This is a genomic window from Hymenobacter koreensis (assembly GCF_039541855.1).
GTDB lineage: Bacteria > Bacteroidota > Bacteroidia > Cytophagales > Hymenobacteraceae > Solirubrum > Solirubrum koreensis.
This window is the reverse complement of record NZ_BAABHA010000002.1, coordinates 887,947-913,261: the sequence shown is the minus strand read 5'-3', so window position 1 is coordinate 913,261 and position 25,315 is coordinate 887,947. Positions and strand designations below refer to the sequence as shown.

The following is a 25,315-nucleotide window of genomic DNA, read 5'->3' as shown; positions in this document are numbered from 1 at the left end:
GCTGCAAGCGGCCCGCGCGCAGGGCAGCAACGCTTCGGAATAATTTAGGTTTGAATTTTGCTCAAAACCTCCATTTACAAGCGGTTAAGCCGCAATGCCGCACAAATGCGGCGAATTTTAACGAAATTGTAGGCGCCTCATTCCGCCCTGAGGACTTTTCTATGAAGCAATTCTTCTCTTGGGGGCTCGGCCTGTTGCTGGTGCTTGGTTCTGCCGCGAGCAGCCAGGCCCAAACGCAGCCCGCCGCTCCCACCGCCGCGCCCCGACCCGCCATTGGGGCCAAATACAGCTCCGACCCCGAGAAATTCATTGGGGAGATGGTGGCCGTTATGGCTTCCACCAAAAACGCGCCGGCCATTGCCACCACCGAGCAGCTGCGGCAAGTGTGGGCCACCAACAAGCTGACCACCACCCAGCAGGCCAAATTTATTGCGCTGGTGCAGCAGATGCAGACCCGCAAGCTGAAGCCGCGTCCCGTAATGGAGGCGTTTTTTGGCATGGTGGTAGCCGCTAAGCAAGGCCCGAACGCGCTTAACGATCAGCAGACCGATGAAATGCTGGCCGTAACGGGCAAAGCGTTGGTACCCGATAACCTGAAGGACCTGCAAACCTTCATTACCACTACCACCGAATTCCTGAAGGGGCGTACGGTCCACAACTCGCGCTACAGTCGCCTGCGCATGGTGGGCGGTACCGTGTCGTTTGCCTATAACGATACCGATTACCCCGTGCCGGCCGGAGGAACGCCTAGCGGAGGCGGTTGGGGCGAGCCAGCCAAGCCCGAGCCCAAGCCCGCCGAGCCCGTAAAGGCCGCACCGAAACCGGCCGCGGCTGCCAAGGCCCCTGCCAAGAAACCCGTAGCCAAAGCCGCGCCGGCCAAAAAGAAAAGCAGCGGCTGGGACGACTGGGACTCCGGTAGCTGGGACACCGGAGGCTGGGGCGCTTCGTCGGACGACGGCTGGGGGGCGCCAGCTAAAAAGAAAGCTCCCGCCAAGAAAACCACCACTACCGCCAAAACGCCAGCCAAGCCAGCCGAGAAAACCCAGGCTGTAAAGGAGGCTGAAAAGCTGTTTGAAACGAAACCGGTAATTACCGAGCCCGCAGCCCCCGCCTACATGGACACCTACTCACCGCCGCCCACCAAAGGGCCGGTGTTGGTGCTGAAGGACGTGGATCTGGTCATTGGTACCAGTTACGACTCGGTGGTGATTCGCAAAACCAGCGGCTCCATGGTGCCCGGCACCAACCGCTTTGTGGGTTCCGGCGGCACCTTCGACTGGACGCTGAACAACAACCCGCTGTCGGCGCAGCTGACGAATTACGATTTCGACGTTACCAAGCCCGAGTTTAAGGCCGAGCCCGTAACGCTTACCTACGCGGCCGTGCTGGAAGCGCCCATTCGCGGTGCGCTGGCTTACAAGAGCGTGCAGAAAAAAGGCGGCGGCGACACCGGTTACCCCCGTTTTGTGTCGCTCACCAACGATGCCCGCGTGAAGAACATCGGCGACAACATCCGCTACAACGGCGGTTTCTCGCTCACGGGCGCCCGCATGTTCAGCTCGGCCCTCGACGGGTCGTTGTCGCGCATTACGGTGGAGCTCGACGGCAAGCCGCGCTTTAAGGCCTCATCGCGCAATTACCAGCTCGGCGATACGCTTATTGCGTCGAACCGCGCTGCCATTACCATTTTTCAGGGCGCCACCGACTCCGTAACGCACCCCGGTGTAAAGCTGAAGTTCTCCAAGCTGCGCCAAGTGCTTATGTTGGCTCGCGAGGAAGGCCTGTATAAAACCACGCCCTACTACGACTCTTACCACCAGATGGAATTGTCGGCGGAGCTGCTGACGTGGAACCTGAAAACGCCCAACATCGACTTCCGCACCCTCACGGCTAAAAACCAGGTGTCGGCCAATTTCGAGTCGAAGGAATTCTATACCAACACCCGCTACCAGCAGATCAAGGCCATCAATAAGATGCACCCTTTGCAAATGGTGGTGGGCTATTACCAAACCCATGACAACCCCAAAACCTTCGCGGTGCAGGACATCGTGGAGGCCTTGCAGCTCAAGGAAGCCAACGTGCGCTCGGCCATTTCGGGCCTGGCCCGGGATGGGTACGTGTCCATTAACCCGGTAAGCAACGAAGTGTCGCTGCTGCCCAAGGCGCTGCACTACGTAAACTCGTCGCGCGGAAAAAAGGACTACGACCACATTGCCATCAAGTCCCTGTCGCCGGCGGGCCATAACGCCACCCTGAACCTGCAGAACAACGTGCTGCTGGTGCGCGGCGTGGACAAATTCGCCTTCTCCGACGACTCGGTGACGGTGTACGTAAAGCCCGACTCGGCGCTGGTACGCATTCAGAAAAACCGCAACATCGACTTTGGTGGTACGGTGGTAGCCTCCGCCTTTATTTTCAAGGGCAAGGAGTTCAAGTTTGACTACAATGGATTCTTCATTGACATGTTCAAAATTGACTCCATCATCGTGAAGGGCAAGGGCTCGAAGGGCTCGGTTATGCGCACCCGCAAGGAGGCCGACTTTGCCCTGACCAACAAAAGCCGCCACTCCACGGGCCGCCTCTACATTAACGCCCCGAACAACAAATCGGGCCGTAAGAAACTGGGCGCGTACCCTTCGTTCGACGCTACCACCGGCGCCTACGTGTTCTTTAACAAGCCCGAAGTATTGGGCGGCGCCTACGACACCACGGTGTATTTCGACATTCCGCCCTTTAAGCTCGACTCGCTCAACAACGCCAACCGCGCCGCGGTGGGCTTCAAGGGTACGTTTGTGACGAGCGGCATTATGCCCGACTTCAAAACCAAGCTCACGCTGCAGGACGACGGCTCCCTGGGCTTCGTGTACAACGTGCCCAAGGAAGGCTTTCCGCTGTACGGTGGCAAAGGCCGCCTGTACAACCAGGTGAAAATGAGCAACCGCGGTATTCAGGGCGACGGACAGATTGACTACCTCTCGGGCAACCTCAAAAGCGACCAGTTCATTTTCTACAAAGACTCCGTGGTGACGGTGGGCAAAACCGCCACCATTAAGGAGGGCCCGTTGAACGGCGCCGAATACCCGAAAGTGGCCCTCGTGCAGGGCTACCAGATGAAGTGGGTGGTGAAAGCCGACTCCATGTACCTGAGCACCCCGCCCGGCGGCGAAGCCATGCGCTTCTACGACGGCACGTATCAGTACAAAGGCATGGCGGCACTCACGCCCAAAGGCCTGTTTGGCACGGGCCGTATGGAAAGCACGCAGTCGGTTATCCGTTCCCCCTCGTTCACTTTCCTGCCTACCGAGTACAAGGGCGGCAAGGCCACGGTAAGCATCAAGTCCTCGGAGCCGAACAAGCCCGCCGTTACGGCCAACGACGTAGCCTTTAACTACAACATCAAGCGCAGCTACGCCGACTTCACCCGCGAGGAAGGCATGACCAAATCGGCTATCGAGTTGCCGTACTCGCAGTACCGCACTTCGCTGAGCGGCGGCCGCTGGGACTTCAAGAAGAAAACCGTGCAGCTGCGTGTAGCGCCGGGTCAGGACTCGACCCGCGCCTACTTCTACTCCACCAAAGCCGACCAGAAGGGCCTGCGCTTCCGCGCAGCTACGGGCATGTACGACCTGAACAAGTACCGCCTCGTGGCCAACGGGGTGCCGTACATTGCCTCGGCCGATGCCTGGATTGAGCCTGATTCCAACCGCGTGTACGTGCTGCCGAATGCCGAAATGAAGGCCTTCCAGAACGCCGGCATTGTGATGGACACCCTCACCAAGTACCACAAGCTCTACAAGGGCGAAATCAAGGTGCTGAGCCGGGCCGCGTTCATGGGCAACGCGGTGTACAACTACAAAACGCCCACCGACTCCTTCGCCATCAAGTTTGCCAACTTTACCGTTGACTCCGCTGCCGTGGCGGGCGGGGGCAAAGCCGGCAAGAAAAAGGGCTTGTTAAGCAAGGGCGGCGACGAAACGACCTTCTCACCACCCACGCTGGCCAAGGCCGATATCAAGGCGGCCGACAAATTCCGCATTGCGCCCCGCATTCAGTACCGCGGCGGGGTAGTCATGAATTCGCAGCGCCGCGGCTTTGCTTTCGACGGGCAGGCCCGCCTGGAGTTCAGCAAGGCCACCACAGCCGCCGACTGGTTCCCGGTGCAGGACAGCATCGACTCGCAGCTGGTAAAGATTAAACTCAAGGAGCCCAAAGCCGAGGACGGTACGCCGCTCATAACCGGCCTGTACCAGAACGAAGGCACAGGCAAGCCCTACCCGCTGTTTGTGGCCACCAAGCCCAACGTGACCGACGGCAACCTGTTCCAGGTAGACGGCACGCTGACATATGACCCCAAAAAGCGCATTTACAGCATCAGCAAGCACGATGCGCTGAACCAGGAAATTTACGAGGGCAACGTACTGGCGGTAAACGACTCGACGGCCCAGCTGGACTTCCGCGGCAAACTGAACTTCATTGGTTCTAACAAAGACTACACGCTGGAAGCCTCGGGTGTGGGCAAAGCCAAACCCGACTCGAACCGCTACCAGGTGGATGCCATGTTGGCCTTCGATTTCAACTTCCCCGAAAAGGCAATGGAGGCCATGGCCCTGGACATGGCCAAGTACTCGAAAGGCCTGCCCGAAGCCCTGTCGGGCCAGCCCAACGAGCTGTACAAAATGGGTGAGTTTGCGGGCTCGAAAGCCGTGAACGAATACGCCAACCGCAAGGGCGGCTACGTGGCCCTGCAGAAGGTTTCCACCAAGTTTCTGCACGATATCCTGCTCAACCAGGTGCAGCTGGTGTGGAACGAGAAGCACAAGGCCTGGCACAGCGTCGGGAAAATTGGCTTGGTGAGCATCGGCAAGAAGGACATCAACGCCCTCATCGACGGCTACATCGAAATCAAGAAGGAAAGCACCGGCGACGCCGTGGAGCTGTACCTGGAAGCCGACCCCGAAACCTGGTACTACTTTAAGTACGCCGAGAACAAGATGCTGGCCAAAGCCCAGCACGGCGAGTTCGACGAAATTCTGGGTCGCGCTGCCAAAGGCGACTACAACGTGGCCACCGACTACGGCTTCTTCCTCGGCGACGAATCGGAGAAGGTGATGTTCGTGAACCACTTCCGCAAGGATTACCTCGGCCAAACCAAGCCGCTGAAGCAGCAGCCCGCCGCCGCGCGCCCCTCAAACTCGAACTTCGACAGCCTCGACCCGGATGTAGCCAAGAAGAACAAGAAGAAGAAGGACGAGGCGCCGGCCGATGATTTCGGCAACGACCCCGCCGCCGAGCCCACCAAGAAGAAAAAGAAGAAGGACATCGACCCCTACTCCCAGGATGCGCCGGTAGAAGAGCCGGCCAAGGAGTCGAAAAAGGACAAGAAGAAGAAAGAGGAGGCCGCCGCCGCGCCCGCCGACAGCGCCCCGACCGAACCCGCCGCTGAACCGGCCAAAGAGTCGAAGAAGGACAAGAAGAAAAAGGAGGAAGCGGTGCCGGCCGAGGAGCCAGCCAAGCCCGCCGAACCGGCCAAGGAGCCGAAGAAGGAAAAGGAGAAGAAAGCCAAGAAAAAGGAGGACGACCCCTTCGGCGACCAATAACGCGGCTCCGGATTCCCAGCACGCAACGCCACGGCCCTTGGTCGTGGCGTTGTTGCGTTAGCGGCTCACCCAGCGGCTTGCGTATACACCAGCCAGCACGTACACCGCCTATCTTTACCCGCTCCCGTAACCAAACTCCTGCATGAACTTGCCGCTGATCCTCGGCGCCCTCGTGGTGGCTTACCTACTCGGTTCTATTCCCACGGCCCTTTGGGTGGGGCGCCGCTTCTACGGCCTCGATGTGCGGGACCACGGCTCCGGCAACGCGGGCGCCACCAACACCTTCCGGGTGCTGGGCAAGCGCCCCGGCTCGTTCGTGCTGTTCTTCGACGCCTTCAAAGGCTTTGCGGCCGCCTATCTGCTCCCCGCGTTTCTGGTAGCGCAAGGTGCCATTCAGCCCGAGCACGAGGTGTACTACCGCCTGGCCTGCGGCGTGCTGGCCGTGGTGGGCCACATTTACCCGGTGTTTGCGCAGTTCCGTGGGGGCAAGGGCGTGGCCACCATTCTGGGCATGATGCTGGGCGTGGCCCCGGCCACTGTGGCCGTGTGCCTGCTGGTGTTCCTGGCGGTGCTCTTCATCAGTCGCTACGTGTCCTTGAGCAGCATGACGGCCGGCGTCACCTTCGCTTTGTTGCAGCTGCTGCCGCAGTTTCGGCCGCCGCAGCCGTTTCTGGTGTACGTCGGCTTCATCCTCGCCGCGCTACTGATTTACACCCACCGAGCCAATATTGGGCGGCTGCGGGCCGGAACGGAGAGTCGGGTGCCGCTGTTCGGGCGGAAGTAAGGGCCATTATACGACGGGTTGGGAATCCGGATGATGTTGGCGAAACCTGCGGGTTTCGGTGTCAACTTGTGCTTTGTCTTCGTTCATCTGCCGGGCTCACTGCCGCAAGTGCCTTCAGGCCGTGGCTTCGGAAGAAGCCACGGCCTGAAGGCACTTGCGGCAGGTTGGTCTGAAGCCGTTGGAAGCAACTTATTCAATTATCTGTACGGACTCTGCGGCGCCCTCGGCGGGCGGATTCTGGCACGGCCGTCCGTCCGCTATAAGTCGTGCTACTAAGGGAGCCGCGCGGCTCCCAGTCTACCGCACCGCCGGAGCCCCGTGTCCTGAGTATAGGTATTTAGATTTTAATGGCCTCTAAGAGAGATATTTAATTGCTATTACAATTAATAGTAAAACTATTTTTAATGATAGTAGTTCGGCTTTTGAACCTTAAACCCAAACACACGCATGACAAATTTTAAGCCTCTGTTGGTGCTGTTAATGTTGTGGACAGTTGCCGGGGCCGCCGAAGCCCAAACCAAACGCCGCGCCGCTAAAGCCGAGCCTGCGGTGGGCTCACCGGAATGGCGCGCCAGCCACTACGTAGTGGACCGCGACTCGGCCTATGCCGACCCGCGCGTGGCCCTGCGCAAGCTCATGGGCGGCAACCGCCGCTTCGTGGAGGACAAGAGCATCAAGCCCCGCCAGAACCGCTCGGCCATTCTCAGCTCCGAAAAAGGGCAGAAGCCGTTTGCCGTCATCGTGGGCTGCTCGGATAGCCGGGTGCCCAACGAAATCATTTTCGACCAGGGCGTGGGCGACCTGTTCATCATCCGCACGGCCGGGCAGGTATCGGCAGCGGCCTCGTACGGCAGCATCGAGTTTGCCTCAGCCGTGCTGGGTTCTAAGCTGATTGTGGTGCTGGGCCACCAGAAATGCGGCGCCGTGGATGCCGCCATCAAGCGCCCCGACGTGCCGGGCCACATCGTAACGCTGGTCAACAGCATCAAGCCTGCCGCCGAGAAGGCCAAGACCATGGCCGGCGACCCGCTCGACAACGCCGTCCGCCAGAACGTCATCGACCAGGTAAAAGAGATGCGCGACCTGGAGCCGGTGCTGGCCAAACAGTACCGCAACGGCGAAATTTTGATTGTGGGCGCCGTGTACAACCTGGGCACCGGCAAGGTGGAGTTCCTGCCCGAAACTCTGAAAGACCTGCCTGAATTCCGGGCCTCCACCGCGCCCACCAAGAAATGAGGCCCTTGACCCCCACGCCGCGCCGGGCCCACGGGGCCCGGCGCGGCCTGCCGGCGGTCGGGCTGGCCCTGCTGCTGGCCACAGCCCCGGCCGCCGCGCAAAACACGCGCCTCAGCGACTACAACCGCATCGGCTGGTACACCAACACCACCACGCTGCGCTTTGCTGAAAAGTGGAGCGGGCACCTGGAGTACCAGTTCCGCCGCGAAAACTTTATCACCGACTGGCAGCAGAGCCTGTTGCGCACCGGTATCAACTACCAGGTAAACGACCGGCTGACGGTGCGCGCCGGGTACGCCTGGATCGAGACTTACTCCTACGGCGACTACCCTTTGCAGGCGGCGGGCTTTCGCTTCCCAGAGCACCGCACCTACCAGATGGCCACGCTCAGTAACCCCGTTGGCAAAACCGAAATCAGCCACCGCTTCATGCTGGAGCAGCGCTGGGTAGGGCGCATCCTGCGCGACGCCGACGGCGGGCGCGACTTCGACGAGTGGGTGTACACGAACCGCGCCCGCTACATGGTTCGAGTGCAGCGGCCCTTGGGCACCCCCGGCGAAGGTGGCCGCGGCCCCTACGCCGCCGCTTACGACGAGATTTTCCTCGGCTTTGGGCGCAACGTGAACGAGAACGTGTTCGATCAGAACCGACTGGGGCTGCTGCTGGGCTACCGCTTCAACCCGAAATTTCGCCTGGAGGGCGGCTTTTTCCAGCAAATCGTGCAGTTGGGCCGCGAAATAGAAACGCGTAACGTGTTCCAGTACAACAACGGCTTTATCCTGAACACCGTGCTGAACCTGGACCTGCGCCGCCCCGCGCCCGCGCCGCCGACCGTTAACTAAGCAGTGGTCCGCCAGGGTTCGGTAACTACTAAACCCCGGCGGGCCGCTGCTTTTGACGAGGGCATTATCTTCGCGCTGTTGCAGCGGCGGCCGCTGTTTCGGTCTCCGCAGCCGTTTCTGGTGTACGTGGGCTTTATTCTGGCCGCGCTGCTGATTTACACCCACCGCGCGAATATTGGGCGGCTGCGGGTTGGCACGGAGAGTCGGGTGCCGCTGCCCTGGGCGAAGTAATAACTGAATTGCTTTATGACGCCCGGATTCTCTATAGCTAGTTGACGATGATCAAGCAAAAAACTACTCGCCGCCAAGTGCTAGCTTGGGCTATATTAGTTGCTATTGTATTCTTCTTCCTATGGGTAGGCTGGGGGATTTCACCGGGTAGCTATTCCCGGGCCGAGGGATACAGCTTTGCATTTGGCCGCCCCTGCCTGATTGAGCAGCTGACTGCCCTTAGAAGCCGCGAAGGCCTGCAACCACCGTCTCACTTCTTTCGCAACGAGGGCTCGAACCCGGAAAATTCTCACTTTTACACCCTATACCTGCAGATAGACGGGTATCTCTACCATTGTGTGCTGCGCGGCGGCAAGACGACCAGCGAGTTGCTCTTCTCGGGGGTTCTGAGTTCCGCCCAGGCTGCTGATTCTGCGGGTTTTGTTCAATGGGATTGGCGACAAATCAACGAGGACCAGAGCACCGAGAGCTTCAAGAAGACGTTGGAGCAGCGCGTGTTGGCTCAGTTGGACATCAGCGCCTGTCAGCCATTGCCTAGTCGGTGAGAAGCCGCTTTACCTGGTGCCAGGGAGAAGTAATTTGGGCCAATTTCACTTATGGCCCGCGCAATAAGCCCCCGAAGGTGTCCGGCCGGAAGGATTGGTCAACTATTCCGGGCCACTTACCTTTACACCCCCATCATCGTCCACCATTTCCCTGCCTGAATGACCTCGACGTACCTCACCGAGAACCAAGACCGTTTCCTGAGCGAGCTGCTGGAGTGGCTGCGCATCCCATCGGTTTCGGCCGACCCTAAGTTTCACGGCGATGTGCTGAAGGCCGCCGATTACCTGAAGATGCGCCTCGAAGAGGTGGGCCTCGAAAACGTGGAGCTGTGCCAAACGGCCGGCAACCCCATCGTGTACGCCGATAAAATCATCGACCCCAGCTTGCCCACGGTGCTTGTGTACGGCCACTACGACGTGCAGCCCGCCGACCCCTACGAGCTGTGGACGTCCGGCCCCTTCGAGCCCGTGATTAAGGACGGCAACATTTACGCCCGCGGCGCCTGCGACGACAAAGGCCAGGTGTACATGCACGTAAAAGCCTTCGAGGTGCTCAACCAGAACGGCGGCGTGCCCTGCAACGTGAAGGTGATGATTGAGGGCGAAGAGGAAGTAGGCTCCGAAAACCTGGGCATCTTCGTTAACGCCAACAAAGAGAAGCTGCGCGCCGACGTGGTACTGCTCTCCGACACGGGCATTATCAACAACGAAACGCCCAGCATTGAAGTGGGCCTGCGCGGCCTGAGCTACCACGAAGTGGAGGTAACCGGCCCGAACCGCGACCTGCACTCTGGCCTGTACGGCGGCGCCGTGCACAACCCCATCAATGCCCTCTGCAAGATGATTGCCTCTTTGCACGACGAGAACCGGCACATCACCATCCCCGGTTTCTACGACAAGGTGCTGGAGCTAACGCCCGAGGAGCGCGCCGAACTCAACAAAGCCCCCTACGACGAGGAAGAGTACAAGCAAAGCATCGGCCTGCCCGCCACTTACGGCGAGAAAGGCTTCACCACCCTGGAGCACACCAGCATCCGACCCACCTTGGACGTGAACGGCATTTGGGGCGGTTACACCGGCGAAGGCGCTAAAACCGTTATTGCCTCCAAGGCCTACGCCAAAATCTCGATGCGCTTGGTGCCTCACCAAACCTCCGAAGAAATCAGCCAGCTGTTCCAGAAGCACTTCCAGAGCATTGCACCCGAAGGCGTAACCGTGGTAGTAAAGCCCCACCACGGCGGCGAACCGGTGGTTACGCCCACCGACTCGGTGGCTTACAAAGCAGCTTCGCAGGCCATGGAAGATACCTTCGGCAAGAAGCCCATTCCCACCCGCGGCGGCGGCTCCATTCCCATCGTGGCCATGTTCAAGAGCCAGCTGGGCATCGATTCCGTGCTGCTCGGCTTCGGCCTGGACAGTGACGCCATTCACTCGCCCAACGAGAAGTTCGGCGTGTTCAACTTCATGAAAGGCATCGAAACCATTCCGCTGTTCTATCAGCACTACGCCCGCCTGATGAAAGAGCAAGCGTAAGGCTTCGCTTCGAGTACCAAACGGCCCGGGCCTCTGTCTTAGCAGAAGGCCGGGCCGTTTTCTATGCCGTAAAACAGCTACCTGCTGGGCAGCGCGTACCCCACGTACAGCTGAAACACCGAGTTGCGGCCGATGGTGGGGCTGGTGAAGCCGCCGTTGTAGCGCAAGCCGAAGTTGGGACCAGGCGCCGTTTGAAAGCCGATGCCGGCCAGGTACCCCAGGTCGAGACGGTCCAAGCCGTCGGTGCCTGTAAGCTTTTGCTTTTCGCCCAGGCCCGTGGGCTGTTCCCGGTTGGCCGCCACGAGGTAACCTACCTGCGGGCCGGCCTCGAAGATGAAACCGTCGGCGTTGATGCGCGCCAGCATGGGTACATCAATGTAGTGCAGGCGCGTGGTGAGGTAAGAGTTGTTGATGTACTTGAGCCTGTAGCCTTTCTGCGAATACAGCAGCTCGGACTGCACCGAGAAGGTGGCGTCCTGGGTAATGGGCAGGTTCAGCGTAAAACCGCCGTGGGGCGTTATAATGTCCTCGACTTCGGATACGTTGGTTCCGGCGGCCGTTGCCAGGTTTGCGCCGGCCTTAAAACCGAGGCTTGCCTGCGCGTGGGCCGTGCCACCCAGGCCAACGAAGGCCAACAGCAGCGGAATGGTCGTCTTTCTCATAGGAAGGCGGGTGAGGTGAAAGTGGGTGTGGCGCGCTTCTGTATACTTAAACCAACCGGCTACTGGTTTCAGAAAGCCCGATGCACAACCGCCGCTCCTAAACGCCACGGGCCCGAAGCTGGGTATAGCTTCGGGCCCGTGTACTGAAAAAACAGGGTTTACTTGCCGCCGAACATGTAGCCCACCGACAGCATGAAGGTGGAATTGCGGGCGTTGTTAAAGTCGTCGTTCGGGGCGCCGTCTTTGCCGTACTTGCTCAGGCCGCCGTTGTAGCGGATGCCAATCATGGGGCCGCTTTCAGACTGGTAGCCGAAGCCAGCCGCGTAGCCCAGCTCGGTGCGCTGCGCGTTGTCCAGGTTATCGTAGTTCGAGGAGTTGGTTACTACCTGGCCATTCTTGGTCAATTTCACATCGTTGCTTACGCTGAGCAGGTAGCCCACCTGTGGGCCCAGCTCGAAGTACAGGCCGTCGGCATTGATTTTAAACAGCACCGGTACATCAATGTAGTTGTAGTTCACCTTGCCGGTGTATTTGTACTTGTCGGCACCCAGGGTGAATTCGTTGTCGGCGTACTTAAAGCCCTTCTGCGAGAAGAGCAGCTCAGGCTGCAACGACAGGAACCCGTCGTCGAGCAAACTCACGTTCAGCATTAGCCCCGCGTGCGGACCAATCTTGCTTTGGTAGCGGTCCTCGTCGGCCAGGTCGCCGGCCAGGTTGGAGTAGTTTGCACCCACTTTCACGCCCAGCTGAATGCCCTGGGCCTGCGCGGAAGAGGAAGCAGTGAAGGCGGCGCACAGCACGGCCACTGCTAGTAAGGTCTTTTTCATACGGCGAAAAAAAGGGTTGTGTGAGAGAAGCGCCACAGCCGCTGCAGCGCCTAAGGCAGTTCGCATACGACTTGGGACGCTATTAAGATTGGTTTATTTGAATATTCCAGCGCCGAAAGGGGCAAGTACAACCGCCCGGCCAACGCAGGGTTAACCGGGCGGTTGTTAAGGCACCAAACGATTATTTGCTGGGAATGAGGTAACCCAGCGACAGTTGGAACGCCGATTGGCGGGCGTTCTGCAGGTCGCCGTTGAAGTACGTGCCGTTGTCCGACTTCACGAAATCGGAGAAGGCGCCGGTGTAGCGCAGGTTCAGGCCCAGGCCGTTCTCGGCCTGGTAGCCGATGCCGGCCGCGTAGCCCAGTTCGGCGCGATTCAGGCCGCTCACGTCATTTTTGTTGGTGGCCTCCTCGGTGGTAGTGCGGCCGTCGGGCGTGGTGCGCGAGTACTTGGTTTCGTTGTTGGCGCTGAGCAGGTACGAGAACTGCGGACCGGCTTCAAACACGAAGCCGTCGGCGTTCAGCTTCAGCAGCACCGGTACATCGAGGTAATTGTAGTTTACCTTGCCCTCGCGGCGTTCGGTGGTAGTGCCCAGCAGGGGCAGCGTACGCTTGTATTCGGTGGGCTTGTTCTCGAAGCCCTTCTGCGAGAAGAGCACCTCGGGCTGCAACGACAGGAACCCGTCGCCCGACAAGTCGGCGTTTAGCACAGCGCCGCCCAAGAAACCAATTTTGTTGTTGTAAGTGGCCTCGTTCTGAATGTTGCCGGCCAGGTTAGAGTAGTTAGCGCCGGCGCGGAAGCCCAAACGCACGCCCTGGGCCTGAGCCGAGGAAACAGCTGCTGAGGCAGCTAGCAAAGTGGCGAAAGCAAAAACGACTTTTTTCATGGGAAAAAGCAGTTTGGTGTTTAGGTGAAAAAACAACTGCAGTGCCTGCCGTTACACCAGAAACATGCCAAACCGCGCTGCTGACCCCTACTACGCCTCCCGGGCGGGCCTAACTCGCAGGGAAACTGCCATAAAAAAACGGGCCGCTCCCGAAAGGGAACGGCCCGTTTTAAGCTCAACCGTGTGAATTAACGACCCACTGGCAGCAAGTAACCTACCTGCAGGGTGTAGGCGTTGTTAAACGCTTTCGGCTCGTTGTCGGTGTCTTTGGAATCGATGAGCGAGTTAAAGCCGCGGGCGTAGCGCAGGCCAATGCTCAGGCCGCTTTCGGCCTGGTAGCCGAGGCCGGCCACGGCGCCCAGGTCAAACTGTGCCAAATCAGATTTGTAAGCATCGTCGCGCGAAACACCCGTGTAATCGAGGAAGCCGCTACGGGTTTCTTCTTTGATCTTGGTGCCGTCGGCGCGCTTTTCGGTGTACTGCGACTCGGTTTTCGAGCCAAACAAGTACGAGAACTGCGGGCCTAGCTCGAAGAACAGGCCGCCGGCGTTGATTTTGGCCAGCACCGGCACGTCGATGTAGTGCAGTACGCGTTCGGTTTCGTACTCAACCTTGGTCGTACCGGGCGAAGCGCCGGCCGGAATGGCCTTCGAGTCCGACTCGGTTTGGTAGCCCTTGCGGTTGTAGAGCAACTCGGGCTGAATCGAGAAGAAACCGTCGCTGCTCACCGGAATGGTGGCGGCCAGGCCAGCGTTGTAGCCAAGCTTGTAGCTTCCAAGCTTGGTGCTATAGCCGGGGCCGGTAATCTGCTCGACGTTGTCGCCGGAAATGTTAGAGTAGGTAGCACCAGCCTTCAGGCCGATGCGGAAGCCGCCGGGGTCCTGAGCGTAAGCGGCCGAGGTAGCGGTAAGGGCAAGCGCGAGTGCAGCTAATTTTTTCATGGTAGGAAAGACAAAAGGGGTGGGAATTTTGGGGACGTTCCCCACGTAAACAGCACGTACCGGTCGGTAAAATCTGCCCTACTTACTGCAAACCACGCCCCGAAGTTGCGGAATAGCCCAAAAATCACTTGTGGGTAACGTGCATAAGCCGATCAAACAGTAGTGTTGCAAACTCCCCTAATAGGCTGATAAGCCTGTTGTTTCGCTATTTTTGCGGCTCTGCCCGTTGCCGCCAATGATGCCCCGCTTTCTTTTTCTTGTGCTTTGCCTCGGCAGCCTGCTTGGGCGCGGCCCAACGGCCCACGCCCAGGCCCCGAAAGCGCAACCTGGCCCGCTCATATTCGGGGCCTATGCCCAGGGCGGCTTCATCATTGCGCACTCGCCCCGCGTGAAGCACCTGGTTACGGCGCACCCCACTGGGTTCGAACTCAACTTGCAGCGCCAGCTAAACGGCAGCCAGCCCTGGCACGCCTGGCACCGTTACCCCAAAGTGGGCCTGGCCCTGGTGTACTACGATTACCATAATCGTGCATTAGGCCAGTCCTGCGCAGCCAGTGCGTACATCAACAAAACCATCTGGCGCACCGAGCGGCAACAGCTTAACTTTCGCCTGGGCTCGGGCTTTGCCATTTTCCCAAACCGCTTCGACCTCGAAACCAACCACAAGAACACCTTCGTCAGCTCGCGGCTGAACGCCACCATTCAGGGCCGCGCCGAGTACGACGTGGCGCTTTCGCCGAAAGTAGGGCTGCTGATGGCCCTGGCCTTTAACCACTACTCGAACGGCGCTACGGCCAAGCCCAACCTGGGCATTAACATGCCCACGCTTATGCTGGGGCTGAACTACCACCAGCGGCGCGTGTTTACCCCGCTGCCCGTGGATGCCGCCACCGACGTACCCGCCGACTTGGGCAAGAATTTCTGGAACATCACCACGGCCCTTGCCTTCAAGCAGCGCAACGAAAGCGACACCCGCCTGTACACCGTTAACTCCGTAACGGTGCTGGCAGGCCGGCGCATGAACCGCAAAAGCAACCTGCTGGTGGGTCTGGATGGCTTCTACGACCGTTCCCTGCTGGCCGAGCAACGCGACACCGTGTCGGGCGGCCGCGCCTTTCAGGACGTGAAGAAGGCCGGGGTAATGGTGGGCCACGAGCTGCTCTTCGGCCGCTTCGCGTTTATCACCCACCTGGGGGTTTACCTCTACAACCCGTACAAGTCCAATAACTTCTACTACGAGCGCATCGGCATGAAGTACCATTTTACCGAGCGCCTCTTCGGGTCCATGGACCTGAAAGTGCACCGCGGCTCGGCCGATGCGCTGGAGTGGAAAGTGGGCGTAAAGCTCTAAACGCGCTCTGCAACGCTTATTGCAGGGGCATTGCGTTTCCTTTGCCAGGCGTTTGGGTATGAATAGAGCTACAACTGGGCTTGCCGTGCCAGATGCTGCTCAGCCCTTTTTTACGCCGCCGGAGCGCACCAGTTCCCGGCACATACGCTGCACTACGCCGGGACCTTCGTAAATGAAGCCGGTGTAAAGCTGCACCAGCGCCGCGCCCGCGTCCAGCTTTTCCTGCACATCGGCCAGCGAGAAAATGCCACCCACGCCAACAATGGGGAAACTGCCACCCGATTGCGTGTGCAAATACCGGATTACCTCCGTAGCGCGGGCCCGTAACGGGGCCCCGCTTAGGCCGCCAGCACCTATGTCCTCTACCACAGCACTGGGCGTGCGCAGCCCGGCGCGGTTTACGGTGGTGTTGGTGGCTACCACGCCGCTCAAGCCGGCTTCGCGCACAATCTCAATGATGTCGTCGAGCTGCTCGTTGCTGAGGTCGGGGGCTATTTTGAGTAGCAGAGGCCGCGCTGTGCGTTGCGCCTGATTGGTACGCTGCACGGTGCGTAGCAGGGCCAGCAGCGGCTCCCGCTCCTGCAGCTGCCGCAGCCCCGGCGTATTCGGCGACGATACGTTAACCACGAAATAGTCCACCACGTCGTGCAGGGCCTGCACGCAGGCCACGTAATCGGCGGCGGCCTGCTCGTTGGGCGTGTCTTTGTTCTTACCGATGTTACCGCCGATGACAATGTTGCTGCGCCGCTTGCGCAACTGTTCGGCTGCGGCGGCTGCACCGGAGTTGTTGAAACCCATGCGGTTGATCAGGGCGCGGTCGGGGGGCAGGCGGAACATGCGCGGTGTGGGGTTGCCGGGCTGCGGCCGCGGCGTAACCGTGCCTATCTCTACGTGCCCGAAACCCATGGCCGCCAGCTCGTCGACCAGCCGGGCATCTTTGTCGAAGCCCGCAGCCAAGCCGATAGGGTTCTTAAACTTCAGGCCGAACACTTCACGCTCCAGGCTCGGGTGCTGGTAGCTGAACTGGCTGCGCAAAGCGGCCTGCACACCAGGAATACCACCAGCCAAACCCAACGCCCCAAAAACCAAATGGTGTGCCTGCTCCGCATCGAGGCGAAAAAGCAGCGGCTTGAGTAACGAACGGTACATAGGCGGCAAGGGCGAAGGTTAGGGCCGCAAGTTACAGCCGCGCCGCGGGCTTCAGCACTTCATGGTCTTAATGATAATGTTGAGCTGTATGGTCCGGTGGTAGCTAACCGATGCGCTGCTTTATCCTCGCACCGTAAAGTCGCATACTTGCGCCTGTGTTGTGGCTGATGCGGGTGAATCCGATGCCAACGGTTCAACGAGTGAGACGCGAAGATGCGTTTCTACTCGTTCACGCGGTTATCCGGCCCAGCCTTCGCGGTCGAGGGAACGGTATTGAATGGCTTCAGCCAAGTGCTCGATGCGGATGTCGTCGGTGCCGGCCAGGTCCGCAATGGTGCGCGACACTTTCAGGATGCGGTCGTAAGCGCGGGCCGAGAGGCCGAGGCGTTCCATGGCTGTTTTGAGCAGGGTGCGGCCAGCGTCGCTGATGCGGCACACGTCCTTCACCATTTGCGCAGGCATCATGGCGTTGGAGTGCACGTCGGGCATGTTCTGGAAACGTTCGGTTTGCCGCCGCCGGGCTTCGCTCACCCGCTCCTGAATGGTGCCGCTGCGTTCGGCGGGACGCACTTGCGTCATTTCATCGAAGGAAACGGGCGTGACTTCCACGTGCAGATCAATGCGGTCGAGCAGCGGGCCCGATACTTTGTTGAGGTAGCGCTGCACCACGCCGGGGCCGCACACGCAGTTTTTGTCGGGGTGGTTGTAGTAGCCGCAGGGGCAGGGATTCATGCTGGCAATGAGCATGAAGTTGGCCGGAAAGTCGATGCTGACTTTGGCACGCGAAATGGTCACGCGGCGCTCTTCCAGCGGCTGGCGCATCACTTCCAGCACGGTACGCTTGAACTCGGGCAGCTCGTCGAGAAACAGCACGCCGTTGTGGGCCAGCGAGATTTCGCCGGGCTGCGGATTGCCGCCGCCGCCTACCAAGGCCACATCGGAAATGGTGTGGTGCGGCGAACGGAATGGGCGCGTGCCCAGCAGGGAGCCGCCCGCGCCCAGTTTGCCGGCTACCGAGTGAATTTTGGTGGTTTCCAGCGCCTCGTGCAGGTTAAGAGGCGGCAAAATACCTGGTAGGCGCTTGGCCAGCATGGTTTTACCCGCGCCGGGTGGCCCGACCATGATAACATTATGACCGCCCGCTGCCGCTATTTCCAGCGCCCGTTTGATGTTTTCCTGGCCCTGCACATCGGCAAAGTCGGCTGCGTACTGATTGGCTTCGGTTTCGAACACGTCTCGCGTGTCGATGCGTACCGGCTCGATGCTTTGGCGGCCTTCCAGAAAGTCCACGGCTTCCTGCATGGTCGTCACGGGAATCACGTCCAAGTTGTTGACGATGGCCGCTTCCTTGGCGTTTTCCTTGGGCAGAATAAATCCCTTGAAGCCTTCTTTTCGGGCCTGAATGGCAATGGGCAGCACCCCGCGAACAGGCCGCAGCTCCCCATCGAGCGACAACTCACCCATGATGATGTACTCGCTCAGCTTCTCGGTGGTAATCTGCTGCGAGGCGTGCAAGATGCCCAGCGCAATGGGCAAATCGTAGGCTGAACCTTCCTTACGGATGTCGGCCGGAGCCATGTTCACGACCACCTTGGTGCGCGGCATGTTGTAACCCCGGAACCGCATGGCGGCCTCAATGCGCTGCTGGCTTTCTTTAATGGCGTTGTCGGGCAGGCCGACAACGTAAAAGTTCATGCCCTGAGATACAACGACTTCGATGGTAATGGTATAAGCATTAACGCCCTGCACGGCCGAGCCGAAGGTTTTAGTAAGCATAGGTTGAGTGGTAGAAAGTCAGATCGATACGATAGAGGGCGAAGTACGTCTCACAAAAATAGTTACTGTCATCCTGAGCAACGCGAAGGACCTTCTCATATTGGAACAAGTCGTTGTTACGACCGTCGTTCAGCGGTGAGAAGGTCCTGCGCTACGCTCAGGATGACAGACGATTATTGCATCTGCACCTGCTGCTCAATGAGCAGAATCAGAATATGAATGACTTTGATGTGTATTTCCTGAATGCGGTCGGCGAAGCCGGAATGCGGGGCCCGGATTTCTACGTCGGCCAGGGCAGCGAGCGGGCCGCCGTCTTTGCCGGTTAGGGCCACTACTTGCATGCCGGCGGCTTTGGCGGCTTCGGCGGCGCGCAAAATGTTGGGGGAGTGGCCGCTGGTGCTAATGGCCAGGAGCACGTCGCCGGGGCGGCCGAGGGCCTGCACGTAGCGGCTGAACACGTACTCGTAACCGTAGTCGTTGGCCACGCAGCTCATGTGTGAGGCCTCGGTGAGGGCAATGGCGGCCAGCGCGGGGCGGTCCTGGCGGTAGCGGCCGCTGAGCTCCTCGGCAAAGTGCTGGGCGTCGCAGAGGGAACCGCCGTTGCCGCAGCTTAACAGCTTACCGCCCGCTTGCAGGCTTTGGGCCATGAGGCGGGCGGCTTGCTCGATGTTCGCAAGGTTCTGGGGCTCGGCCAGAAAACGGTCGAGCACGGTGCGGGCTTCGCTAAGCTCGGCCCGGATGATTGACGAGAGATTGGGAAGGGTATCGGCCACGGCGCAAAGTTACACGCGCGGCGGGTCGTTCGGGTACGGCTCGTTGGGGTAAGGCGTGGTGGTAGGCGGCACGGCGCTGGGCGGCAGATCCACGGCCGAGGGCGGGGGTACCGACGTGCCGGTGCGCGGAATGGAGCCGGGCGCGGGGGCGGGGGGCGTAAATGTTGGCGCCGAGTGGGCGTAGGTGGAAGGTACCGCGGTGGTGTTGCCGGGCCGAACGTCCCGGTCGCGCTGATCAATCTGGTGGTCGTAGAGCTTGGCTTTGAGCTCGTTTACCTTGCTTTCGTGGCGCGTAATATCGCGGCGCATGGCCACGCTGTTCACATTTTCCACGAGTAGTTCGAGCAGCAGCAGCACGGTGCCGATAACGGTCATGGTGAACCAGAAGTCGGCTCGTTCGCCACCAAACATGCTTTGCACCGAGTCGCGGGTTCCGGGCAGGGCAATGAAAAGCAGGGCGAGAAGCAGGTACACCATCACAACGACGGTGAGAAAACGGCGGAAGGCTGACATGGGAGGAGTCGGTGTCGGTGAAAGATGGCGGCGGGCCCGAATGATATCGGGCCGGCGAAATATAGCCTCTTTACGGGAGCACGACGGATTTAGGTCAGCCGAACGCATTTACAGGCCCCGCGAACGACTCAAACCAACACAGTTGGGCCTGCGCGTCAAGGGCTTGTCATGTCGAGCGCAGCCGAGACATCTTGCGCGGGTTCTAACCTCTCGTTGAATGAGAAAAGTAGTATTGGACGTCAGCACGCGAGATGTCTCGACAAGCTCGACATGACGTTCCCGACTTTGGGTTGGCGCTATGAGCGGTTAGGCCAAGGCCGGATTGCCCTGCATGCGGCTGAGGCGGGCGTACAGGCCATCGGGGCGGGCCGACAGCGCGTCGTGGGTGCCGCGCTCCACAATGCGGCCGTGCTGAATCACCACAATTTCGTCGGCGTGCTGCACGGTGCTCAGGCGGTGGGCAATAACGATGGACGTGCGGTTGGCCATAAGGCGAGTAAGGGCTTCCTGCACCAGCTTTTCGCTTTCGGTATCGAGGGCGGAAGTGGCTTCGTCGAGGATAAGAATGGGCGGGTTGCGCAGAATAGCGCGGGCAATGCTCAGGCGCTGCCGCTGCCCGCCCGAGAGGCGGGCGCCCCGGTCGCCGATGAAGGTGTTGTAGCCCTCGGGCGAGGCCACAATGAACTCGTGGGCGTTGGCAATTTTGGCGGCTTCCATCACCTCGGCCTCGGTGGCGTCGTGCTTGTTGAAGCGGATGTTGTTGAAAATAGTGTCGTTAAACAGGATGCTTTCCTGGGTTACAATGCCCATTTGCTCGCGCACGGAATGTACGGTGCAGTCGCGCAGGTCGTGGCCATCGATGAGAATCTGGCCGGCGGTGGGGTCGTAGAAGCGCGGCACCAGGTCGGCGAGGGTGCTTTTACCGCCGCCCGAGGGACCCACCAGCGCCACGGTTTTGCCTTTGGCCACCGTGAGGTTGATTTCTTCGAGCACGTTGCGGGCGTTTTCGCCGCCGTAGCTAAAGCCCACGTTGCGGAACTCGATTTCGCCCCGAAAAGCCGGCAGCGTCTCGGCACCGGGCTTGTCCTTGATAGTGGGTTCGGTGTCGATGATGCTCAGCACCCGCTCGCCGGCCACGAGGCCGCGCTGGATGTTGCTGAACGAGGACGACAGCGCCTTGGCCGGTACCAGAATCTGGGAAAACAGAATGATGTAGGTAATGAAGGCCGCCGCGCCCAGTCCGGCTTCGCCGCCGAGCACCAGTGAGCCGCCGTAGTACAGCAAACCTGCCACCACCATTACGCCCGCAAACTCCGAGAAAGGCGAGGCCAGGTCGCGGGTGTTGTCAATGCGGCGCTGGGTTTTGGTGTACTGCTCGTTCTGCTCGTGGAATTTTTCGGTTACGTAGGGCTCGGCGTTAAAGGCTTTGATAACGCGCATGCCGCCCAGGGTTTCCTCAATTACCGAAAGCATGTGGCCCAACGTGGACTGGCTCATTTTGGCGTGCTGGCGCAGGCGTTTCGAGACGCCCGCAATCAGACCGCCCGAAATAGGTAATAAAATCAGCGTGAACAGCGTGAGCTTCACCGACATGCTGAAGAGCACGATGAAGTAGCCGATAATAGTCAGCGGCTCGCGCACCACCGACTGCAAGGTGTTGATAACCGATACTTCCACTTCCTGCACGTCGTTCGTGAAGCGCGACATGATGTCGCCTTTACGGGTAGAGGAAAAGAAACCGAGGGGCAACCGCGTCACGTTCTGGTAGAGCGTAGCGCGCATGTTGCGAATTACCCGAGCCCGTACCCGCGCCACCAGCCGCAGGCTGAGGTAGCGAAACAGGTTGCTGAAAAACACCGATACCACTATAACCCCGCAAACGAAGCCCAGCACACCCATTTTTCCCTGCGCTGCCAGCACCTGCTGGAAATAGTAATTGAACGTGCCCGAAACGAAATCCAGCGTGAGCGAAAAGGCAGGTGGCGCGCTTATCGGCTCCAGCTTCACGATATCGAAGAGCACGTTCAGCAGGGGAATAACCAAGCTGAAGTTGGCTATGCCGAAGATGATGCCCAGCACCGTGTACAGCAGGTACAGGGGCACGAAATCGGCGAAGGGCCGGGCGAAGTTGAGGATGCGGAGGTAGGTCTTCATCGAAGCGGCAAAGGTAACTCCCTCGGGCGGAGCTTGCGTTCCGGCAGTCGGTGCATCGGTTGGTTTACCTTAACCGGTCTGCTAAGCTTCGCGCCGAAATTCCTGGGTTACTTCAATGCGCCCAACAATGTGCTGGTTAAACTCTGCCAGGTCTTCGGCGGGTACCCACAGTTCGTCGTGTTCCGGGCCGCCCACGTTCTGCACCGGAAAGCGGCTGGCGTAAGCGGCATCTACGGCAAAGCGCAGCACATACCCCACGCCGTAGTAGGGCACGTTCCAGTCGCGCGCTATTTGGGCTGCGTAGGCTTCATTGGTAACGGGGTAGAAGATGGGCTGCTCGGGCAGGCGCGGGGGAAACGCCCGCCAGTCGGCGGCGGCAATCAAATCCAGCTCGGCCTGGTTCACGGGGCGGTACAAAATCAGCGTTTCAGAATCAGCGGGCATAATGAGCGGGAACTTGGTGTCCAAATAAACCCAAAAGTGGCGCCCTAACTAAAACGTCGGGGCGCCACTTGTTGAATCGGCTACAAAATCCATGAATCGACGGAAGGCGTAGCCAAGTCCACTGAATTCGTCGTCTAAAACTCGTGCAGGCGCTGCACGGCGTTCCAGCGGAGCGAAATGGAGGGAATGGCCTCGTTGCCGAACAGGTTCGAGTTGCGCACGATCAGCTTCGCATCGAGAAAGAGGTTGTGGCGGGCCTGAAAGGTGGCGGTGAAGTCGCCGTGCAGCAGGTTGTAGCGCACGCCCTGGCCCACGGAGTTGCCGAAATCCTGTACGCGGTTAGTGTAGGGCTTGAGCACATTGCCGCCGTAGTTGGTTTCCACGCCTAATTCGTTCACGTTGTCGAGGCCTTGTTGCACGTAAAATGCTTTTCCCACCAGCGACAGGCGCGGCAGAGGCTGGTAGCTTAGCACGCCCAGCACCTCCCGCAGGTTAGCGCCCATGGGGTGAGCCAGCGGCTGCTGGTAATGGGTGTAGCCGGTGTAATAATCAATGTGCTGGTAGGTGTAGGGGCGGATGTAGTTAAACTCCAGCTGCGCATCGAGGTTGCGTAGGCCAAACACGTCGATGTACCTGCCGCCCAGCTGGAACGCCTGTTTGTTGGCCCACCAACCGTTGCCGGAGCGAATCTGGCTCAGCACAAACTCGTCGAGCACCACCTGGCCGTAGAGCTGCCCGCGCTTGAGCACGTTCCACTTGAAATCCAGGCCGAGCAGGGCGTTGTCATCGGAGCCGATGGCCTGCTCCACGGCGCGGTAGAAGATGATGGGGTTCAGGTACTGCAGTTCAAACCGGCCCTTGCGGCGCGCCAGAATAGTCGACTCGAACACGCCCACGTTCAACGACGGCGTAATGTCGAGGCTGAGGTGGTGCAAAACCATGTACTTCTTGGGGTCCACCCGGTCCTGAACGCCACGGTCGGCGTTCATTTCGGCGAACAGGTTCTGGTAATTAAACTTCCAGATGCGCGTGTTCAGCTTCAGAAAGAAGTACGGGGCCGCGTAGTCGGAAAGGATGAGGGAGCGGTAGCCGTTGCCGATGAAGTTACGGTCGTGGCCGAGCTGCACGTTGATGTGCTTGGTAGCGGCATAGGTGAGGTAGCCGCGGGCCGACAGGAAGTCGTACTTGCTGGGCGGATTGGGGTCGGTGAGGTCCTGCTTGTAGTATTTCCAGTAGGCCTCATGCGGCACAATGGTGTCGCGCTGCACGCGCCGTTGCACGTAGAGCGGTACGGCCATCTGGTTGTCGGCTAGGTAGGTGTAAAAACCCAGGCGCTGGTCGATGGTGCCCTCTACCTGCACCCCGCGGGTGTTCACAAAGCGCAAGCCGTCGGATGTTTCGGTATCGGAGCCAAGCTGGAAATGCACCACCGGGTTCACGCGCAGCGTGAAATCGGGTGTTTGCACGCTGTAGAGGTCAGCGGAAACGTAGCCTGGGTTCTTTTTAGGATTAAAGTATCTGCCAAAGGCCCGAAAAACATTAGTTTCCCGAGGGTTTTGCTGACTACTTATATAGGGCCAATTGTCTATTTGAAGGTTGCTGATGTTGAATTGGTCGGCTTTCGATAAGTTGCTAAAGTCCCTTGAGCTGCTTTCCCGCATCATGCGTTCGGCCAACCGGGCTACGGCGGCGCGGTTGTACGGGCGGTTGGAGGTGTGAATGTCGCCGATGGAATCGGGGCCGAACTTGATGGCGTAGCGGTCAATCAGGCGGTAAATGTCCTGATCGAGCGGCACGTAAACCGGAGCCTGAATGGTACGTCTGGGTTCGGTTACGTCGATGCGAGGCGCGGCGGAAACCGGTGCGGGCGCAGGAGTAACCGGTTGTTGCACCGGAATCTGGGCCGGCACTTGCACCGGAGCGGGAACGGGAGTGAGTACGCGAGTGGTATCGGTTTGCTGGGCCAGAAGCGGGGCTGCCGGGGCGGCAAAACCCGCTGCGGTAAGTAGCAGGCAGAGGAAACGATGTGTCATAGGGAAGCAGGAGTAGCGGGCTGCATACGCAAGCGGCGGCCGTGAAGCTACGTCGCGCCACCGAAACTCGGTTCGGCGGGTCGGGTAATGCCTCCGTGTAGCCCTCCGCTGGCGCTGCCCAAGCTATGCAAGCGGCCAATCGTGTAGTTTTACCGCCCCACGCATCCGTGCCCTGTTATGTCTGCTCCCGCGCCTCAGCTTCCGGTTATCGTCCTTATTCACGGCTTCGGCGAAAGCCGCGAAGTCTGGACCGATTTTACCCGCGACTTTCCCGACGAATACCGCCTGCTCACACCCAACCTGTTGGGTTTTGGGACCAATACCCGCGACATTCGCGACTATTCCATGGAAGCGCAGGCCCGTTACCTGGCCGAATACCTGCGCCACCGCAACGTAGAGCAGGCCCTGCTGGTGGGCCACAGCATGGGCGGGTACGCCGCCCTGGCCTTTGCCGAGCGTTACCCCAACATGGTGGCCGGCCTAAGTCTTTTCCATTCCACCGCCCTAGCCGATAGCGACGAAAAGAAAGCCAACCGCGACAAAAACATGGACTTTGTGATGCGCAACGGCGTGGACAAGTTCATGGAGTCGTTCATTCGGCCGCTGTTTGCACCCGTGAACCGCGAGCGGATGATTGACCAGCGCTGCTTTCTGGAAGACATCGGCAAAGCCACGCCCACCGATACCGTGGTGGGTGCCCTGCGCGCCATGCGCGACCGGCCCGACCGCACCAAAGTGTTAATCGAAGCGCACTACCCGGTACAGTTTATTGTGGGCAAAGAAGACGTGGCCGTAACCCTGGAAAGCATGCAGCCCCAGCTGGTAATGCCCCGCGAAAGTCACGTGCTGGTACTAGCCGACGTAGGCCACCTCGGCTACTTCGAGCGGCCCGACGATACCCGCCGCGCCGTACTCGATTTCGCGGGCCGGGTTTTCAGGGAGGAGTAAGGCGAAACAAAAAAGGCCCTGATGCAGTGTGCATCGGGGCCTTTTTTAAGTTGTCAGTTGTCAGGATTGATGCAACTGCTTGACTAAAAA

Annotated in this window: 20 protein-coding genes; 9 read left to right on the top strand and 11 right to left on the bottom strand. The window is 59.6% G+C overall.

The annotated features are described in order from the left end of the window. Positions 1–161 precede the first annotated feature (161 nt). From ABD903_RS06780 to ABD903_RS06750, 7 genes are all read left to right on the top strand, one after another. Positions 162–5,597, top strand: coding sequence for a hypothetical protein (locus ABD903_RS06780; RefSeq protein ID WP_345222516.1), 5,436 nt, complete (start codon positions 162–164; stop codon positions 5,595–5,597). Positions 5,598–5,739: 142 nt separating this feature from the next. Beyond that, on the top strand, positions 5,740–6,381 hold the full coding sequence (gene plsY / locus ABD903_RS06775) for a glycerol-3-phosphate 1-O-acyltransferase PlsY (protein ID WP_345222515.1): 642 nt from the start codon (positions 5,740–5,742) through the stop codon (positions 6,379–6,381). Positions 6,382–6,828: 447 nt separating this feature from the next. Continuing rightward, positions 6,829–7,617, top strand: a complete 789-nt coding sequence (locus ABD903_RS06770) for a carbonic anhydrase (protein WP_345222514.1) — start codon at positions 6,829–6,831, stop codon at positions 7,615–7,617. Next, the gene (locus tag ABD903_RS06765; RefSeq protein WP_345222513.1) at positions 7,614–8,459 is read left to right on the top strand and encodes a DUF2490 domain-containing protein; all 846 of its coding nucleotides are present in this window, start codon (positions 7,614–7,616) and stop codon (positions 8,457–8,459) included. The genes ABD903_RS06770 and ABD903_RS06765 overlap by 4 nt, the downstream gene beginning before the upstream one ends. 3 nt (positions 8,460–8,462) lie before the next feature. Then, the gene (locus tag ABD903_RS06760) at positions 8,463–8,690 is read left to right on the top strand and encodes a hypothetical protein (RefSeq protein WP_345222511.1); all 228 of its coding nucleotides are present in this window, start codon (positions 8,463–8,465) and stop codon (positions 8,688–8,690) included. A gap of 47 nt (positions 8,691–8,737) precedes the next feature. After that, complete coding sequence (locus ABD903_RS06755) at positions 8,738–9,235, top strand: hypothetical protein (protein WP_345222510.1); 498 nt, start codon at positions 8,738–8,740, stop codon at positions 9,233–9,235. A 159-nt stretch (positions 9,236–9,394) separates the two neighbouring features. Further along, positions 9,395–10,768: a dipeptidase gene (locus ABD903_RS06750; RefSeq protein WP_345222508.1), complete on the top strand. Its 1,374-nt coding sequence runs from the start codon at positions 9,395–9,397 to the stop codon at positions 10,766–10,768. Positions 10,769–10,845: 77 nt separating this feature from the next. Here ABD903_RS06750 and ABD903_RS06745 read toward each other — a convergent pair whose 3' ends face one another. The 4 genes from ABD903_RS06745 to ABD903_RS06730 all read right to left on the bottom strand — a co-directional run bounded on the left by ABD903_RS06745 (position 10,846) and on the right by ABD903_RS06730 (position 14,084). Beyond that, positions 10,846–11,430: a porin family protein gene (locus tag ABD903_RS06745; RefSeq protein ID WP_345222506.1), complete on the bottom strand. Its 585-nt coding sequence runs from the start codon at positions 11,428–11,430 to the stop codon at positions 10,846–10,848. Between the two features lie 158 nt (positions 11,431–11,588). Then, complete coding sequence (locus ABD903_RS06740; protein WP_345222504.1) at positions 11,589–12,257, bottom strand: porin family protein; 669 nt, start codon at positions 12,255–12,257, stop codon at positions 11,589–11,591. A 181-nt stretch (positions 12,258–12,438) separates the two neighbouring features. Then, entirely contained in the window at positions 12,439–13,143 is a 705-nt protein-coding gene (locus ABD903_RS06735) for a porin family protein (RefSeq protein WP_345222503.1), read from the bottom strand. 188 nt (positions 13,144–13,331) lie between these two features. Continuing rightward, positions 13,332–14,084 carry a porin family protein gene (locus ABD903_RS06730; RefSeq protein WP_345222501.1) on the bottom strand — a complete coding sequence of 251 codons (753 nt, stop codon included), beginning with the start codon at positions 14,082–14,084 and terminating at the stop codon, positions 13,332–13,334. Positions 14,085–14,319: 235 nt separating this feature from the next. Here ABD903_RS06730 and ABD903_RS06725 point away from each other — a divergent pair, with 235 nt between their 5' ends. After that, positions 14,320–15,435 (top strand): acyloxyacyl hydrolase, encoded by a 1,116-nt coding sequence (locus ABD903_RS06725; RefSeq protein ID WP_345222499.1) that lies wholly within the window; start codon positions 14,320–14,322, stop codon positions 15,433–15,435. 99 nt (positions 15,436–15,534) lie between these two features. On the opposite strand, the gene ABD903_RS06720 is transcribed toward ABD903_RS06725, so the two are convergent. The 7 genes from ABD903_RS06720 to ABD903_RS06690 all read right to left on the bottom strand — a co-directional run bounded on the left by ABD903_RS06720 (position 15,535) and on the right by ABD903_RS06690 (position 24,277). Then, positions 15,535–16,584 carry a quinone-dependent dihydroorotate dehydrogenase gene (locus ABD903_RS06720; RefSeq protein WP_345222498.1) on the bottom strand — a complete coding sequence of 350 codons (1,050 nt, stop codon included), beginning with the start codon at positions 16,582–16,584 and terminating at the stop codon, positions 15,535–15,537. Between the two features lie 237 nt (positions 16,585–16,821). Continuing rightward, a complete protein-coding gene (locus ABD903_RS06715; protein WP_345222496.1) occupies positions 16,822–18,360 on the bottom strand; it encodes a YifB family Mg chelatase-like AAA ATPase in 1,539 nt (512 codons plus the stop codon). A gap of 173 nt (positions 18,361–18,533) precedes the next feature. Beyond that, complete coding sequence (lpcA, locus tag ABD903_RS06710; RefSeq protein WP_345222495.1) at positions 18,534–19,133, bottom strand: D-sedoheptulose 7-phosphate isomerase; 600 nt, start codon at positions 19,131–19,133, stop codon at positions 18,534–18,536. Positions 19,134–19,142: 9 nt separating this feature from the next. Continuing rightward, a complete protein-coding gene (locus ABD903_RS06705; protein WP_345222493.1) occupies positions 19,143–19,646 on the bottom strand; it encodes a hypothetical protein in 504 nt (167 codons plus the stop codon). Between the two features lie 306 nt (positions 19,647–19,952). Then, the gene (locus ABD903_RS06700; RefSeq protein WP_345222492.1) at positions 19,953–21,800 is read right to left on the bottom strand and encodes an ABC transporter ATP-binding protein; all 1,848 of its coding nucleotides are present in this window, start codon (positions 21,798–21,800) and stop codon (positions 19,953–19,955) included. An 81-nt stretch (positions 21,801–21,881) separates the two neighbouring features. Next, positions 21,882–22,244: a hypothetical protein gene (locus ABD903_RS06695; RefSeq protein WP_345222490.1), complete on the bottom strand. Its 363-nt coding sequence runs from the start codon at positions 22,242–22,244 to the stop codon at positions 21,882–21,884. Positions 22,245–22,378: 134 nt separating this feature from the next. Then, positions 22,379–24,277: a capsule assembly Wzi family protein gene (locus tag ABD903_RS06690; protein WP_345222488.1), complete on the bottom strand. Its 1,899-nt coding sequence runs from the start codon at positions 24,275–24,277 to the stop codon at positions 22,379–22,381. Between the two features lie 177 nt (positions 24,278–24,454). Here ABD903_RS06690 and ABD903_RS06685 point away from each other — a divergent pair, with 177 nt between their 5' ends. Then, the gene (locus ABD903_RS06685) at positions 24,455–25,225 is read left to right on the top strand and encodes an alpha/beta fold hydrolase (RefSeq protein ID WP_345222486.1); all 771 of its coding nucleotides are present in this window, start codon (positions 24,455–24,457) and stop codon (positions 25,223–25,225) included. Positions 25,226–25,315: the final 90 nt, after the last annotated feature.

What these genes read in the sequence shown, in the direction of transcription:
- ABD903_RS06780 (WP_345222516.1), top strand. Translation starts at nt 162, where the DNA reads ATGAAGCAATTCTTCTCTTGGGGGCTCGGCCTGTTGCTGGTGCTTGGT.
- plsY (WP_345222515.1), top strand. Translation starts at nt 5,740, where the DNA reads ATGAACTTGCCGCTGATCCTCGGCGCCCTCGTGGTGGCTTACCTACTC.
- ABD903_RS06770 (WP_345222514.1), top strand. Translation starts at nt 6,829, where the DNA reads ATGACAAATTTTAAGCCTCTGTTGGTGCTGTTAATGTTGTGGACAGTT.
- ABD903_RS06765 (WP_345222513.1), top strand. Translation starts at nt 7,614, where the DNA reads ATGAGGCCCTTGACCCCCACGCCGCGCCGGGCCCACGGGGCCCGGCGC.
- ABD903_RS06755 (WP_345222510.1), top strand. Translation starts at nt 8,738, where the DNA reads ATGATCAAGCAAAAAACTACTCGCCGCCAAGTGCTAGCTTGGGCTATA.
- ABD903_RS06750 (WP_345222508.1), top strand. Translation starts at nt 9,395, where the DNA reads ATGACCTCGACGTACCTCACCGAGAACCAAGACCGTTTCCTGAGCGAG.
- ABD903_RS06745 (WP_345222506.1), bottom strand. Translation starts at nt 11,430, where the DNA reads ATGAGAAAGACGACCATTCCGCTGCTGTTGGCCTTCGTTGGCCTGGGT.
- ABD903_RS06740 (WP_345222504.1), bottom strand. Translation starts at nt 12,257, where the DNA reads ATGAAAAAGACCTTACTAGCAGTGGCCGTGCTGTGCGCCGCCTTCACT.
- ABD903_RS06735 (WP_345222503.1), bottom strand. Translation starts at nt 13,143, where the DNA reads ATGAAAAAAGTCGTTTTTGCTTTCGCCACTTTGCTAGCTGCCTCAGCA.
- ABD903_RS06730 (WP_345222501.1), bottom strand. Translation starts at nt 14,084, where the DNA reads ATGAAAAAATTAGCTGCACTCGCGCTTGCCCTTACCGCTACCTCGGCC.
- ABD903_RS06725 (WP_345222499.1), top strand. Translation starts at nt 14,320, where the DNA reads ATGATGCCCCGCTTTCTTTTTCTTGTGCTTTGCCTCGGCAGCCTGCTT.
- ABD903_RS06720 (WP_345222498.1), bottom strand. Translation starts at nt 16,584, where the DNA reads ATGTACCGTTCGTTACTCAAGCCGCTGCTTTTTCGCCTCGATGCGGAG.
- ABD903_RS06715 (WP_345222496.1), bottom strand. Translation starts at nt 18,360, where the DNA reads ATGCTTACTAAAACCTTCGGCTCGGCCGTGCAGGGCGTTAATGCTTAT.
- ABD903_RS06705 (WP_345222493.1), bottom strand. Translation starts at nt 19,646, where the DNA reads ATGTCAGCCTTCCGCCGTTTTCTCACCGTCGTTGTGATGGTGTACCTG.
- ABD903_RS06700 (WP_345222492.1), bottom strand. Translation starts at nt 21,800, where the DNA reads ATGAAGACCTACCTCCGCATCCTCAACTTCGCCCGGCCCTTCGCCGAT.
- ABD903_RS06695 (WP_345222490.1), bottom strand. Translation starts at nt 22,244, where the DNA reads ATGCCCGCTGATTCTGAAACGCTGATTTTGTACCGCCCCGTGAACCAG.
- ABD903_RS06690 (WP_345222488.1), bottom strand. Translation starts at nt 24,277, where the DNA reads ATGACACATCGTTTCCTCTGCCTGCTACTTACCGCAGCGGGTTTTGCC.
- ABD903_RS06685 (WP_345222486.1), top strand. Translation starts at nt 24,455, where the DNA reads ATGTCTGCTCCCGCGCCTCAGCTTCCGGTTATCGTCCTTATTCACGGC.